The organism is Staphylococcus sp. T93, from assembly GCF_016743875.1.
GTDB lineage: Bacteria > Bacillota > Bacilli > Staphylococcales > Staphylococcaceae > Staphylococcus > Staphylococcus aureus.
The window spans coordinates 887,152-905,839 of record NZ_CP068247.1 but is presented as its reverse complement, the minus strand read 5'-3'; the positions used below and the strand labels follow the sequence as shown (position 1 = coordinate 905,839).

Annotated in this window: 1 protein-coding gene (cut by a window edge); it reads left to right on the top strand. The window is 35.6% G+C overall.

Features of this window, described 5'->3' with window-relative positions; translation table 11 throughout:
* On the top strand, window positions 1–18,688 hold the 3' portion of the coding sequence (ebh, locus tag JG553_RS04345; RefSeq protein WP_001109324.1) for a hyperosmolarity resistance protein Ebh. It extends 9,920 nt beyond the left edge of the window; the window shows 18,688 of its 28,608 coding nt (coding positions 9,921–28,608); its start codon lies off the left edge, out of view; it ends in the stop codon at window positions 18,686–18,688.

The following is an 18,688-nucleotide window of genomic DNA, read 5'->3' as shown; positions in this document are numbered from 1 at the left end:
GAAAAATGATTACAACAATGCATACAACCATGCGAATGACATTATTAATGGTAATGCACAACATCCAGTTATAACACCAAGTGATGTTAACAATGCTTTATCAAATGTCACAAGTAAAGAACATGCATTGAATGGTGAAGCTAAGTTAAATGCTGCGAAACAAGAAGCGAATACTGCATTAGGTCATTTAAACAATTTAAATAATGCACAACGTCAAAACTTACAATCGCAAATTAATGGTGCGCATCAAATTGATGCAGTTAATACAATTAAGCAAAATGCAACAAACTTGAATAGTGCAATGGGTAACTTAAGACAAGCTGTTGCAGATAAAGATCAAGTGAAACGTACAGAAGATTATGCGGATGCAGATACAGCTAAACAAAATGCATATAACAGTGCAGTTTCAAGTGCCGAAACAATCATTAATCAAACAACAAATCCAACGATGTCTGTTGATGATGTTAATCGTGCAACTTCAGCTGTTACTTCTAATAAAAATGCATTAAATGGTTATGAAAAATTAGCACAATCTAAAACAGATGCTGCAAGAGCAATTGATGCATTACCACATTTAAATAATGCACAAAAAGCAGATGTTAAATCTAAAATTAATGCTGCATCAAATATTGCTGGCGTAAATACTGTTAAACAACAAGGTACAGATTTAAATACAGCGATGGGTAACTTGCAAGGTGCAATCAATGATGAACAAACGACGCTTAATAGTCAAAACTATCAAGATGCGACACCTAGTAAGAAAACAGCATACACAAATGCGGTACAAGCTGCGAAAGATATTTTAAATAAATCAAATGGTCAAAATAAAACGAAAGATCAAGTTACTGAAGCGATGAATCAAGTGAATTCTGCTAAAAATAACTTAGATGGTACGCGTTTATTAGATCAAGCGAAGCAAACAGCAAAACAGCAGTTAAATAATATGACGCATTTAACAACTGCACAAAAAACGAATTTAACAAACCAAATTAATAGTGGTACTACTGTCGCTGGTGTTCAAACGGTTCAATCAAATGCCAATACATTAGATCAAGCCATGAATACGTTAAGACAAAGTATTGCCAACAAAGATGCGACTAAAGCAAGTGAAGATTACGTAGATGCTAATAATGATAAGCAAACAGCATATAACAACGCAGTAGCTGCTGCTGAAACGATTATTAATGCTAATAGTAATCCAGAAATGAATCCAAGTACGATTACACAAAAAGCAGAGCAAGTGAATAGTTCTAAAACGGCACTTAACGGTGATGAAAACTTAGCTGCTGCAAAACAAAATGCGAAAACGTACTTAAACACATTGACAAGTATTACAGATGCTCAAAAGAACAATTTGATTAGTCAAATTACTAGTGCGACAAGAGTGAGTGGTGTTGATACTGTAAAACAAAATGCGCAACATCTAGACCAAGCTATGGCTAGCTTACAGAATGGTATTAACAACGAATCTCAAGTGAAATCATCTGAGAAATATCGTGATGCTGATACAAATAAACAACAAGAGTATGATAATGCTATTACTGCAGCGAAAGCGATTTTAAATAAATCGACAGGTCCAAACACTGCGCAAAATGCAGTTGAAGCAGCATTACAACGTGTTAATAATGCGAAAGATGCATTGAATGGTGATGCAAAATTAATTGCAGCTCAAAACGCAGCGAAACAACATTTAGGTACTTTAACGCATATCACTACAGCTCAACGTAATGATTTAACAAATCAAATTTCACAAGCTACAAACTTAGCTGGTGTTGAATCTGTTAAACAAAATGCGAATAGTTTAGATGGTGCTATGGGTAACTTACAAACGGCTATCAACGATAAGTCAGGAACATTAGCGAGCCAAAACTTCTTGGATGCTGATGAGCAAAAACGTAATGCATACAATCAAGCTGTATCAGCAGCCGAAACCATTTTAAATAAACAAACTGGACCGAATACAGCGAAAACAGCAGTCGAACAAGCACTTAATAATGTTAATAATGCGAAACATGCATTAAATGGTACGCAAAACTTAAACAATGCGAAACAAGCAGCGATTACAGCAATCAATGGCGCATCTGATTTAAATCAAAAACAAAAAGATGCATTAAAAGCACAAGCTAATGGTGCTCAACGCGTATCTAATGCACAAGATGTACAGCACAATGCGACTGAACTGAACACGGCAATGGGCACATTAAAACATGCCATCGCAGATAAGACGAATACGTTAGCAAGCAGTAAATATGTTAATGCCGATAGCACTAAACAAAATGCTTACACAACTAAAGTTACCAATGCTGAACATATTATTAGCGGTACGCCAACGGTTGTTACGACACCTTCAGAAGTAACAGCTGCAGCTAATCAAGTAAACAGCGCGAAACAAGAATTAAATGGTGACGAAAGATTACGTGAAGCAAAACAAAACGCCAATACTGCTATTGATGCATTAACACAATTAAATACACCTCAAAAAGCTAAATTAAAAGAACAAGTGGGACAAGCCAATAGATTAGAAGACGTACAAACTGTTCAAACAAATGGACAAGCATTGAACAATGCAATGAAAGGCTTAAGAGATAGTATTGCTAACGAAACAACAGTCAAAACAAGTCAAAACTATACAGACGCAAGTCCGAATAACCAATCAACATATAATAGCGCTGTGTCAAATGCGAAAGGTATCATTAATCAAACTAACAATCCGACTATGGATACTAGTGCGATTACCCAAGCTACAACACAAGTGAATAATGCTAAAAATGGTTTAAACGGTGCTGAAAACTTAAGAAATGCACAAAACACTGCTAAGCAAAACTTAAATACATTATCACACTTAACAAATAACCAAAAATCTGCCATCTCATCACAAATTGATCGTGCAGGTCATGTGAGTGAGGTAACTGCTACTAAAAATGCAGCAACTGAGTTGAATACGCAAATGGGTAACTTGGAACAAGCTATCCATGATCAAAACACAGTTAAACAAAGTGTTAAATTTACTGATGCAGATAAAGCTAAACGTGATGCGTATACAAATGCGGTAAGCAGAGCTGAAGCAATTCTGAATAAAACGCAAGGTGCAAATACGTCTAAACAAGATGTTGAAGCGGCTATTCAAAATGTTTCAAGTGCTAAAAATGCATTGAATGGTGATCAAAACGTTACAAATGCGAAGAATGCAGCTAAAAATGCATTAAATAACTTAACGTCAATTAATAATGCACAAAAACGTGACTTAACAACTAAAATTGATCAAGCAACAACTGTAGCTGGTGTTGAAGCTGTATCTAATACGAGTACACAATTGAATACAGCGATGGCTAACTTGCAAAATGGTATTAATGATAAAACAAATACACTAGCAAGTGAAAACTATCATGATGCTGATTCAGATAAGAAAACTGCTTATACTCAAGCCGTTACGAACGCAGAAAATATTTTAAATAAAAATAGTGGATCAAATTTAGACAAAACTGCCGTTGAAAACGCGTTGTCACAAGTTGCTAATGCGAAAGGTGCCCTAAATGGTAACCATAATTTAGAGCAAGCTAAATCAAATGCAAACACTACTATAAACGGACTTCAACATTTAACAACTGCTCAAAAAGATAAATTGAAACAACAAGTGCAACAAGCACAAAATGTTGCAGGTGTAGATACTGTTAAATCAAGTGCCAACACATTAAATGGTGCTATGGGTACGTTAAGAAATAGCATACAAGATAACACAGCTACGAAAAATGGCCAAAACTATCTTGATGCTACAGAACGTAACAAAACAAACTATAACAATGCTGTTGATAGTGCTAATGGTGTCATTAATGCAACAAGCAATCCAAATATGGATGCTAATGCAATTAACCAAATCGCTACACAAGTGACATCAACGAAAAATGCATTAGATGGTACACATAATTTAACGCAAGCGAAACAAACAGCAACAAATGCCATCGATGGTGCTACTAACTTAAATAAAGCGCAAAAAGATGCGTTAAAAGCACAAGTTACAAGTGCGCAACGTGTTGCAAATGTAACAAGTATCCAACAAACTGCAAATGAACTTAATACAGCTATGGGTCAATTACAACATGGTATTGATGATGAAAATGCAACAAAACAAACTCAAAAATATCGTGACGCTGAACAAAGTAAGAAAACTGCTTATGATCAAGCTGTAGCTGCTGCGAAAGCAATTTTAAATAAACAAACAGGTTCAAATTCAGATAAAGCAGCAGTTGACCGTGCATTACAACAAGTAACAAGTACGAAAGATGCATTGAATGGTGATGCAAAACTGGCAGAAGCGAAAGCGGCAGCTAAACAAAACTTAGGCACTTTAAACCATATTACGAATGCACAACGTACTGACTTAGAAGGCCAAATCAATCAAGCGACGACTGTTGATGGCGTTAATACTGTAAAAACAAATGCCAATACATTAGACGGCGCAATGAATAGCTTACAAGGTTCAATCAATGATAAAGATGCGACATTAAGAAATCAAAATTATCTTGATGCGGATGAATCAAAACGAAATGCATATACGCAAGCTGTCACAGCGGCTGAAGGCATTTTAAATAAACAAACTGGTGGTAACACATCTAAAGCAGACGTTGATAATGCATTAAATGCAGTTACAAGAGCGAAAGCGGCTTTAAATGGTGCTGACAACTTAAGAAATGCGAAAACTTCAGCAACAAATACGATTGATGGTTTACCTAACTTAACACAATTACAAAAAGACAACTTGAAGCATCAAGTTGAACAAGCGCAAAATGTAGCAGGTGTAAATGGTGTTAAAGATAAAGGTAATACGTTAAATACTGCCATGGGTGCATTACGTACAAGTATCCAAAATGATAATACGACGAAAACAAGTCAAAATTATCTTGATGCATCTGACAGCAACAAAAATAATTACAATACTGCTGTAAATAATGCAAATGGTGTTATTAATGCAACGAACAATCCAAATATGGATGCTAATGCGATTAATGGCATGGCAAATCAAGTCAATACAACAAAAGCAGCGTTAAATGGTGCACAAAACTTAGCTCAAGCTAAAACAAATGCGACGAACACAATTAACAACGCACATGACTTAAACCAAAAACAAAAAGATGCATTAAAAACACAAGTTAACAATGCACAACGTGTATCTGATGCAAATAACGTTCAACACACTGCAACTGAATTGAACAGTGCGATGACAGCACTTAAAGCAGCTATTGCTGATAAAGAAAGAACAAAAGCAAGCGGTAATTATGTCAATGCTGATCAAGAAAAACGTCAAGCGTATGATTCAAAAGTGACTAACGCTGAAAATATCATTAGTGGTACACCGAATGCGACATTAACAGTCAATGACGTAAATAGTGCGGCATCACAAGTCAATGCGGCTAAAACAGCATTAAATGGTGATAACAACTTACGTGTAGCGAAAGAGCATGCCAACAATACAATTGACGGCTTAGCACAATTGAATAATGCACAAAAAGCAAAATTAAAAGAACAAGTTCAAAGTGCAACTACATTAGATGGTGTTCAAACTGTTAAAAATAGTTCTCAAACGTTGAATACAGCGATGAAAGGCTTAAGAGATAGTATTGCGAATGAAGCAACAATTAAAGCAGGTCAAAACTACACTGACGCAAGTCCAAATAATCGTAACGAGTACGACAGTGCAGTTACTGCAGCAAAAGCAATCATTAATCAAACATCGAACCCAACGATGGAACCAAATACTATTACGCAAGTAACATCACAAGTGACAACTAAAGAACAGGCATTAAATGGTGCGCGAAACTTAGCTCAAGCTAAGACAACTGCGAAAAACAACTTGAATAACTTAACATCAATTAACAATGCACAAAAAGATGCGTTAACGCGTAGCATTGATGGTGCAACAACAGTAGCTGGTGTAAATCAAGAAACTGCAAAAGCAACAGAATTAAATAACGCAATGCATAGTTTACAAAATGGTATCAATGATGAGACACAAACAAAACAAACTCAGAAATACCTAGATGCAGAGCCAAGTAAGAAATCAGCTTATGATCAAGCAGTAAATGCAGCGAAAGCAATTTTAACAAAAGCTAGTGGTCAAAATGTAGACAAAGCAGCAGTTGAACAAGCATTGCAAAATGTGAACAGTACGAAGACGGCGTTGAACGGTGATGCGAAATTAAATGAAGCTAAAGCAGCTGCGAAACAAACGTTAGGTACATTAACACACATTAATAATGCACAACGTACAGCGTTAGACAATGAAATTACACAAGCAACAAATGTTGAAGGTGTTAATACAGTTAAAGCCAAAGCGCAACAATTAGATGGTGCTATGGGTCAATTAGAAACATCAATTCGTGATAAAGACACGACGTTACAAAGTCAAAATTATCAAGATGCTGATGATGCTAAACGAACTGCTTATTCTCAAGCAGTAAATGCAGCAGCAACTATTTTAAATAAAACAGCTGGCGGTAATACACCTAAAGCAGATGTTGAAAGAGCAATGCAAGCTGTTACACAAGCAAATACTGCATTAAACGGTATTCAAAACTTAGATCGTGCGAAACAGGCTGCTAACACAGCGATTACAAATGCTTCGGACTTAAATACAAAACAAAAAGAAGCATTAAAAGCACAAGTAACAAGTGCAGGACGTGTATCTGCAGCAAATGGTGTTGAACATACTGCGACTGAATTAAATACTGCGATGACAGCTTTAAAGCGTGCCATTGCTGATAAAGCTGAGACAAAAGCTAGTGGTAACTATGTCAATGCTGATGCGAATAAACGTCAAGCATATGATGAAAAAGTTACAGCTGCCGAAAATATCGTTAGTGGTACACCAACACCAACGTTAACACCAGCAGATGTTACAAATGCAGCAACGCAAGTAACGAATGCTAAGACGCAGTTAAACGGTAATCATAATTTAGAAGTAGCGAAACAAAATGCTAACACTGCAATTGATGGTTTAACTTCTTTAAATGGTCCGCAAAAAGCAAAACTTAAAGAACAAGTGGGTCAAGCGACGACGTTGCCAAATGTTCAAACTGTTCGTGATAATGCACAAACATTAAACACTGCAATGAAAGGTCTACGAGATAGCATTGCGAATGAAGCAACGATTAAAGCAGGTCAAAACTACACAGATGCAAGTCAAAACAAACAAACTGACTACAACAGTGCAGTCACTGCAGCAAAAGCAATCATTGGTCAAACAACTAGTCCATCAATGAATGCGCAAGAAATTAATCAAGCGAAAGACCAAGTGACAGCTAAACAACAAGCGTTAAACGGTCAAGAAAACTTAAGAACTGCGCAAACAAATGCGAAGCAACATTTGAACGGCTTAAGTGACTTAACTGACGCTCAAAAAGATGCAGTGAAACGTCAAATCGAAGGTGCAACGCATGTTAATGAAGTAACACAAGCACAAAATAATGCGGATGCATTAAATACAGCTATGACGAACTTGAAAAATGGTATTCAAGATCAGAATACGATTAAGCAAGGTGTTAACTTCACTGATGCCGACGAAGCGAAACGTAATGCATATACAAATGCAGTGACGCAAGCTGAACAAATTTTAAATAAAGCACAAGGTCCAAATACTTCAAAAGACGGTGTCGAAACTGCGTTAGAAAATGTACAACGTGCTAAAAACGAATTGAACGGTAATCAAAATGTTGCGAACGCTAAGACAACTGCGAAAAATGCATTGAATAACCTAACATCAATTAATAATGCACAAAAAGAAGCATTGAAATCACAAATTGAAGGTGCGACAACAGTTGCAGGTGTAAATCAAGTGTCTACAACGGCATCTGAATTAAATACAGCAATGAGCAACTTACAAAATGGTATTAATGATGAAGCAGCTACAAAAGCAGCGCTTAATGGTACTCAAAACCTTGAAAAAGCTAAACAACACGCAAATACAGCAATTGACGGTTTAAGCCATTTAACAAATGCACAAAAAGAGGCATTAAAACAATTGGTACAACAATCGACTACTGTTGCAGAAGCACAAGGTAATGAGCAAAAAGCAAACAATGTTGATGCAGCAATGGACAAATTACGTCAAAGTATTGCAGATAATGCGACAACAAAACAAAACCAAAATTATACTGATGCAAGTCAGAATAAAAAGGATGCGTACAATAATGCTGTCACAACTGCACAAGGTATTATTGATCAAACTACAAGTCCAACTTTAGATCCGACTGTTATCAATCAAGCTGCTGGACAAGTAAGCACAACTAAAAATGCATTAAATGGTAATGAAAACCTAGAGGCAGCGAAACAACAAGCGTCACAATCATTAGGTTCATTAGATAACTTAAATAATGCGCAAAAACAAACAGTTACTGATCAAATTAATGGCGCGCATACTGTTGATGAAGCAAATCAAATTAAGCAAAATGCGCAAAACTTAAATACAGCGATGGGTAACTTGAAACAAGCGATAGCTGACAAAGATGCTACGAAAGCGACAGTTAACTTCACTGATGCAGATCAAGCAAAACAACAAGCATATAACACTGCTGTTACAAATGCTGAAAATATCATTTCAAAAGCTAATGGCGGCAATGCAACACAAGCTGAAGTTGAACAAGCAATCAAACAAGTTAATGCTGCAAAACAAGCATTAAATGGTAATGCCAACGTTCAACATGCAAAAGACGAAGCAACAGCATTAATTAATAGCTCTAATGACCTTAACCAAGCACAAAAAGACGCATTAAAACAACAAGTTCAAAATGCAACTACTGTAGCTGGTGTAAACAATGTTAAACAAACAGCACAAGAGTTAAACAATGCTATGACACAATTAAAACAAGGCATTGCAGATAAAGAACAAACAAAAGCTGATGGTAACTTTGTCAATGCAGATCCTGATAAGCAAAATGCATATAATCAAGCAGTAGCGAAAGCTGAAGCATTAATTAGTGCTACGCCTGATGTTGTCGTTACACCTAGCGAAATTACTGCAGCGTTAAATAAAGTTACGCAAGCTAAAAATGATTTAAATGGTAATACAAACTTAGCAACGGCGAAACAAAATGTTCAACATGCTATTGATCAATTGCCAAACTTAAACCAAGCGCAACGTGATGAATACAGCAAACAAATCACGCAAGCAACACTTGTACCAAACGTCAATGCTATTCAACAAGCGGCGACAACGCTTAATGACGCGATGACACAATTGAAACAAGGTATTGCGAATAAAGCACAAATTAAAGGTAGCGAGAACTATCACGATGCTGATACTGACAAGCAAACAGCATATGATAATGCAGTAACAAAAGCAGAAGAATTGTTAAAACAAACAACAAATCCAACAATGGATCCAAATACAATTCAACAAGCATTAACTAAAGTGAATGACACAAATCAAGCACTTAACGGTAATCAAAAATTAGCTGATGCCAAACAAGATGCTAAGACAACACTTGGTACACTAGATCATTTAAATGATGCTCAAAAACAAGCGCTAACAACTCAAGTTGAACAAGCACCAGATATTGCAACAGTTAATAATGTTAAGCAAAATGCTCAAAATCTGAATAATGCTATGACTAACTTAAACAATGCATTACAAGATAAAACTGAGACATTAAATAGCATTAACTTTACTGATGCAGATCAAGCTAAGAAAGATGCTTATACTAATGCGGTTTCACATGCAGAAGGTATTTTATCTAAAGCAAATGGCAGCAATGCAAGTCAAACTGAAGTGGAACAAGCGATGCAACGTGTGAACGAAGCGAAACAAGCATTGAATGGTAATGACAATGTACAACGTGCAAAAGATGCAGCGAAACAAGTGATTACAAATGCAAATGATTTAAATCAAGCAATGACACAATTGAAACAAGGTATTGCAGATAAAGACCAAACTAAAGCAAATGGTAACTTTGTCAATGCTGATACTGATAAGCAAAATGCTTACAACAATGCGGTAGCACATGCTGAACAAATAATTAGTGGTACACCAAATGCAAACGTGGATCCACAACAAGTGGCTCAAGCGTTACAACAAGTGAATCAAGCTAAGGGTGATTTAAACGGTAACCATAACTTACAAGTTGCTAAAGACAATGCAAATACAGCCATTGATCAGTTACCAAACTTAAATCAACCACAAAAAACAGCATTAAAAGACCAAGTGTCGCATGCAGAACTTGTTACAGGTGTTAATGCTATTAAGCAAAATGCTGATGCGTTAAATAATGCAATGGGTACATTGAAACAACAAATTCAAGCGAACAGTCAAGTACCACAGTCAGTTGACTTTACACAAGCGGATCAAGACAAACAACAAGCATATAACAATGCGGCTAACCAAGCGCAACAAATCGCAAATGGCATACCAACACCTGTATTGACGCCTGATACAGTAACACAAGCAGTGACAACTATGAATCAAGCGAAAGATGCATTAAACGGTGATGAAAAATTAGCACAAGCGAAACAAGAAGCTTTAGCAAATCTTGATACGTTACGCGATTTAAATCAACCACAACGTGATGCATTACGTAACCAAATCAATCAAGCACAAGCGTTAGCTACAGTTGAACAAACTAAACAAAATGCACAAAATGTGAATACAGCAATGAGTAACTTGAAACAAGGTATTGCAAACAAAGATACTGTCAAAGCAAGTGAGAACTATCATGATGCTGATGCCGATAAGCAAACAGCATATACAAATGCAGTGTCTCAAGCGGAAGGTATTATCAATCAAACGACAAATCCAACGCTTAACCCAGATGAAATAACACGTGCATTAACTCAAGTGACTGATGCTAAAAATGGCTTAAACGGTGAAGCTAAATTGGCAACTGAAAAGCAAAATGCTAAAGATGCCGTAAGTGGGATGACGCATTTAAACGATGCTCAAAAACAAGCATTAAAAGGTCAAATCGATCAATCGCCTGAAATTGCTACAGTGAACCAAGTTAAACAAACAGCAACGAGCCTAGATCAAGCAATGGATCAATTATCACAAGCTATTAATGATAAAGCTCAAACATTAGCGGACGGTAATTACTTAAATGCAGATCCTGACAAACAAAATGCGTATAAACAGGCAGTAGCAAAAGCTGAAGCATTATTGAATAAACAAAGTGGTACTAATGAAGTACAAGCACAAGTTGAAAGCATCACTAATGAAGTGAACGCAGCGAAACAAGCATTAAATGGTAATGACAATTTGGCAAATGCAAAACAACAAGCAAAACAACAATTGGCGAACTTAACACACTTAAATGATGCACAAAAACAATCATTTGAAAGTCAAATTACACAAGCGCCACTTGTTACAGATGTCACTACGATTAATCAAAAAGCACAAACGTTAGATCATGCGATGGAATTATTAAGAAATAGTGTTGCGGATAATCAAACGACATTAGCGTCTGAAGATTATCATGATGCAACTGCGCAAAGACAAAATGACTATAACCAAGCTGTAACAGCTGCTAATAATATAATTAATCAAACTACATCGCCTACGATGAATCCAGATGATGTTAATGGTGCAACGACACAAGTGAATAATACGAAAGTTGCATTAGATGGTGATGAAAACCTTGCAGCAGCTAAACAACAAGCAAACAACAGACTTGATCAATTAGATCATTTGAATAATGCGCAAAAGCAACAGTTACAATCACAAATTACGCAATCATCTGATATTGCTGCAGTTAATGGTCACAAACAAACAGCAGAATCTTTAAATACTGCGATGGGTAACTTAATTAATGCGATTGCAGATCATCAAGCCGTTGAACAACGTGGTAACTTCATCAATGCTGATACTGATAAACAAACTGCTTATAATACAGCGGTAAATGAAGCAGCAGCAATGATTAACAAACAAACTGGTCAAAATGCGAACCAAACAGAAGTAGAACAAGCTATTACTAAAGTTCAAACAACACTTCAAGCGTTAAATGGAGACCATAATTTACAAGTTGCTAAAACAAATGCGACGCAAGCAATTGATGCTTTAACAAGCTTAAATGATCCTCAAAAAACAGCATTAAAAGACCAAGTTACAGCTGCAACTTTAGTAACTGCAGTTCATCAAATTGAACAAAATGCGAATACGCTTAACCAAGCAATGCATGGTTTAAGACAGAGCATTCAAGATAACGCAGCAACTAAAGCAAATAGCAAATATATCAACGAAGATCAACCAGAGCAACAAAACTATGATCAAGCTGTTCAAGCCGCAAATAATATTATCAATGAACAAACTGCAACATTAGATAATAATGCGATTAATCAAGCAGCGACAACTGTGAATACAACGAAAGCAGCATTACATGGTGATGTGAAGTTACAAAATGATAAAGATCATGCTAAGCAAACGGTTAGTCAATTAGCACATCTAAACAATGCACAAAAACATATGGAAGATACGTTAATTGATAGTGAAACAACTAGAACAGCAGTTAAGCAAGATTTGACTGAAGCACAAGCATTAGATCAACTTATGGATGCATTACAACAAAGTATTGCTGACAAAGATGCAACACGTGCGAGCAGTGCATATGTCAATGCAGAACCGAATAAAAAACAATCCTATGATGAAGCAGTTCAAAATGCTGAGTCTATCATTGCAGGATTAAATAATCCAACTATCAATAAAGGTAATGTATCAAGTGCGACTCAAGCAGTAATATCATCTAAAAATGCATTAGATGGTGTTGAACGATTAGCTCAAGATAAGCAAACTGCTGGAAATTCTCTAAATCATTTAGATCAATTAACACCAGCTCAACAACAAGCGCTAGAAAATCAAATTAATAATGCAACAACTCGTGATAAAGTGGCTGAAATCATTGCACAAGCGCAAGCATTAAATGAAGCGATGAAAGCATTAAAAGAAAGTATTAAGGATCAACCACAAACTGAAGCAAGTAGTAAATTTATTAACGAGGATCAAGCGCAAAAAGATGCTTATACGCAAGCAGTACAACACGCGAAAGATTTGATTAACAAAACAACTGATCCTACATTAGCTAAATCAATCATTGATCAAGCGACACAGGCAGTGACAGATGCTAAAAACAATTTACATGGTGATCAAAAACTAGCTCAAGATAAGCAACGTGCAACAGAAACGTTAAATAACTTGTCTAACTTGAATACACCACAACGTCAAGCACTTGAAAATCAAATTAATAATGCAGCAACTCGTGGCGAAGTAGCACAAAAATTAACTGAAGCACAAGCACTTAACCAAGCAATGGAAGCTTTACGTAATAGCATTCAAGATCAACAGCAAACGGAAGCGGGTAGCAAGTTTATCAATGAAGATAAACCACAAAAAGATGCTTACCAAGCAGCAGTTCAAAATGCAAAAGATTTAATTAATCAAACTAACAATCCAACGCTTGATAAAGCACAAGTTGAACAATTGACACAAGCTGTTAACCAAGCTAAAGATAACCTACACGGTGATCAAAAACTTGCAGACGATAAACAACATGCGGTTACTGATTTAAATCAATTAAATGGTTTGAATAATCCGCAACGTCAAGCACTTGAAAGCCAAATAAACAACGCAGCAACTCGTGGCGAAGTAGCACAAAAATTAGCTGAAGCAAAAGCGCTTGATCAAGCAATGCAAGCATTACGTAATAGTATTCAAGATCAACAACAAACAGAATCTGGTAGCAAGTTTATCAATGAAGATAAACCGCAAAAAGATGCTTACCAAGCAGCAGTTCAAAATGCAAAAGATTTAATTAACCAAACAGGTAATCCAACACTCGACAAATCACAAGTAGAACAATTGACACAAGCAGTAACAACTGCAAAAGATAATCTACATGGTGATCAAAAACTTGCTCGTGATCAACAACAAGCAGTAACAACTGTAAATGCATTGCCAAACTTAAATCATGCACAACAACAAGCATTAACTGATGCTATAAATGCAGCGCCTACAAGAACAGAGGTTGCACAACATGTTCAAACTGCTACTGAACTTGATCACGCGATGGAAACATTGAAAAATAAAGTTGATCAAGTGAATACAGATAAGGCTCAACCAAATTACACTGAAGCGTCAACTGATAAAAAAGAAGCAGTAGATCAAGCGTTACAAGCTGCAGAAAGCATTACAGATCCAACTAATGGTTCAAATGCGAATAAAGACGCTGTAGACCAAGTATTAACTAAGCTTCAAGAAAAAGAAAATGAGTTAAATGGTAATGAGAGAGTCGCTGAAGCTAAAACACAAGCGAAACAAACTATTGACCAATTAACACATTTAAATGCTGATCAAATTGCAACTGCTAAACAAAACATTGATCAAGCGACGAAACTTCAACCAATTGCTGAATTAGTAGATCAAGCAACGCAATTGAATCAATCTATGGATCAATTACAACAAGCAGTTAATGAACATGCTAACGTTGAGCAAACTGTAGATTACACACAAGCAGATTCAGATAAACAAAATGCTTATAAACAAGCTATTGCTGATGCTGAAAATGTATTGAAACAAAATGCGAATAAGCAACAAGTGGATCAAGCACTTCAAAATATTTTAAATGCAAAACAAGCATTAAATGGTGATGAACGTGTAGCACTTGCTAAAACAAATGGTAAACATGACATCGACCAATTGAATGCATTAAACAATGCTCAACAAGATGGATTTAAAGGTCGCATCGATCAATCAAACGATTTAAATCAAATCCAACAAATTGTAGATGAGGCTAAGGCACTTAATCGTGCAATGGATCAATTGTCACAAGAAATCACTGACAATGAAGGACGCACGAAAGGTAGCACGAACTATGTCAATGCAGATACACAAGTCAAACAAGTATATGATGAAACGGTTGATAAAGCGAAACAAGCACTTGATAAATCGACTGGTCAAAACTTAACTGCAAAACAAGTTATCAAATTAAATGATGCAGTCACTGCAGCTAAGAAAGCATTAAATGGTGAAGAAAGACTTAATAATCGTAAAGCTGAAGCATTACAAAGATTGGATCAATTAACACATCTAAACAATGCTCAAAGACAATTAGCAATCCAACAAATTAATAATGCTGAAACGCTAAATAAAGCATCTCGAGCAATTAATAGAGCAACTAAATTAGATAATGCAATGGGTTCAGTACAACAATATATTGACGAACAGCACCTTGGTGTTATCAGCAGCACAAATTACATCAATGCAGATGACAATTTGAAAGCAAATTATGATAATGCAATTGCGAATGCAGCACATGAGTTAGATAAAGTGCAAGGTAATGCAATTGCAAAAGCTGAAGCAGAGCAATTGAAACAAAATATTATCGATGCTCAAAATGCATTAAATGGAGACCAAAACCTTGCAAATGCCAAAGATAAAGCAAATGCGTTTGTTAATTCGTTAAATGGATTAAATCAACAGCAACAAGATCTTGCACATAAAGCAATTAACAATGCCGATACTGTATCAGATGTAACAGATATTGTTAATAATCAAATTGACTTAAATGATGCAATGGAAACATTGAAACATTTAGTTGACAATGAAATTCCAAATGCAGAGCAAACTGTCAATTACCAAAACGCTGACGATAATGCTAAAACAAACTTCGATGATGCCAAACGTCTAGCAAATACATTGCTAAATAGTGATAACACAAATGTGAATGATATCAATGGCGCAATCCAAGCAGTCAATGATGCAATCCATAATCTTAATGGTGATCAACGACTACAAGATGCTAAAGACAAGGCAATTCAATCTATTAATCAAGCTTTAGCTAATAAGCTAAAAGAAATCGAAGCTTCAAATGCGACGGATCAAGACAAGCTTATTGCGAAAAATAAAGCAGAAGAATTGGCAAACAGCATCATCAACAACATTAATAAAGCAACAAGTAATCAGGCTGTATCTCAAGTTCAAACAGCAGGCAACCACGCGATTGAACAAGTGCATGCCAATGAAATACCAAAAGCAAAAATTGATGCCAATAAAGACGTTGATAAGCAAGTTCAAGCATTAATTGACGAAATTGATCGAAATCCAAATCTAACAGATAAGGAAAAACAAGCACTTAAAGATCGTATTAATCAAATACTTCAACAAGGTCATAACGGCATTAACAATGCGATGACTAAAGAAGAAATTGAACAAGCCAAAGCACAACTTGCGCAAGCATTACAAGACATCAAAGATTTAGTGAAAGCTAAAGAAGATGCGAAACAAGATGTTGATAAACAAGTTCAAGCTTTAATTGACGAAATCGATCAAAATCCAAATCTAACAGATAAGGAAAAACAAGCACTTAAAGATCGTATTAATCAAATACTTCAACAAGGTCATAACGACATTAACAATGCGATGACAAAAGAAGCAATTGAACAAGCAAAAGAACGTTTAGCGCAAGCATTGCAAGACATCAAAGATTTAGTGAAAGCTAAAGAAGATGCGAAAAATGATATTGATAAACGTGTACAAGCTTTAATTGACGAAATCGATCAAAATCCAAATCTAACAGATAAGGAAAAACAAGCACTTAAAGATCGAATTAATCAAATACTTCAACAAGGTCATAACGACATTAACAATGCGCTGACTAAAGAAGAAATTGAGCAGGCAAAAGCACAACTTGCACAAGCATTGCAAGACATCAAAGATTTAGTGAAAGCTAAAGAAGATGCGAAAAATGCAATAAAAGCCTTAGCTAATGCGAAGCGTGATCAAATCAATTCAAATCCAGATTTAACACCTGAGCAAAAAGCAAAAGCGCTCAAAGAAATTGACGAAGCTGAAAAACGAGCACTACAAAACGTTGAGAATGCTCAAACTATAGATCAATTAAATCGAGGATTAAACTTAGGTTTAGATGACATTAGAAATACACATGTATGGGAGGTTGATGAACAACCTGCTGTAAATGAAATTTTTGAAGCAACACCTGAGCAAATCCTAGTTAATGGTGAACTCATTGTACATCGTGATGACATCATTACAGAACAAGATATTCTTGCACACATAAACTTAATTGATCAGCTTTCAGCAGAAGTCATCGATACACCATCAACTGCAACGATTTCTGATAGCTTAACAGCAAAAGTTGAAGTTACATTGCTTGATGGATCAAAAGTGATTGTTAATGTTCCTGTAAAAGTTGTAGAAAAAGAATTGTCAGTAGTCAAACAACAGGCAATTGAATCAATCGAAAATGCGGCACAACAAAAGATTAATGAAATCAATAATAGTGTGACATTAACACTGGAACAAAAAGAAGCTGCAATTGCAGAAGTTAATAAGCTTAAACAACAAGCAATTGATCATGTTAACAATGCACCTGATGTTCATTCAGTTGAAGAAATTCAACAACAAGAACAAGCGCATATTGAACAATTTAATCCAGAACAATTTACGATTGAACAAGCAAAATCAAATGCAATTAAATCGATTGAAGATGCAATTCAACATATGATTGATGAAATCAAAGCTCGTACTGATCTAACAGATAAAGAGAAGCAAGAAGCTATTGCTAAGTTAAATCAATTAAAAGAACAAGCAATTCAAGCGATTCAACGTGCGCAAAGCATCGATGAAATAAGTGAGCAATTGGAACAATTTAAAGCTCAAATGAAAGCAGCTAATCCAACAGCAAAAGAACTAGCTAAACGCAAGCAAGAAGCTATTAGTAGAATTAAAGACTTTTCAAATGAAAAAATAAATAGTATTCGAAATAGTGAAATTGGCACAGCTGATGAAAAACAAGCAGCAATGAATCAAATTAACGAAATTGTGCTTGAAACAATTAGAGATATTAATAATGCGCATACATTACAGCAAGTTGAGGCTGCATTGAACAATGGTATTGCTCGAATTTCAGCAGTACAAATTGTAACATCTGATCGTGCTAAACAATCGTCAAGTACTGGAAATGAATCTAATAGCCATTTAACAATTGGTTATGGAACTGCAAATCATCCATTTAACAGTTCGACTATTGGACATAAAAAGAAACTTGATGAAGATGATGACATTGATCCACTTCATATGCGTCACTTTAGTAATAATTTCGGTAATGTTATTAAAAACGCTATTGGTGTGGTGGGTATCTCTGGTTTACTAGCTAGTTTCTGGTTCTTCATTGCCAAACGTCGTCGTAAAGAAGATGAAGAGGAAGAATTAGAAATAAGAGATAATAATAAAGATTCAATAAAAGAGACTTTAGACGATACAAAACATTTACCACTTTTATTTGCGAAACGTCGCAGAAAAGAAGATGAAGAAGATGTTACTGTTGAAGAAAAAGATTCGCTAAATAATGGCGAGTCACTCGATAAAGTTAAACATACGCCGTTCTTCTTACCAAAACGTCGTCGTAAAGAAGATGAAGAAGATGTGGAAGTTACAAATGAAAACACAGATGAAAAAGTGTTGAAAGATAACGAACATTCACCACTCTTATTCGCAAAACGACGCAAAGATAAAGAGGAAGATGTTGAAACAACAACTAGTATTGAATCTAAAGATGAGGACGTTCCTTTATTATTGGCTAAAAAGAAAAATCAAAAAGATAACCAATCCAAAGACAAAAAGTCAGCATCAAAAAATACTTCTAAAAAGGTAGCAGCTAAAAAGAAGAAAAAGAAAGCTAAGAAAAATAAAAAATAA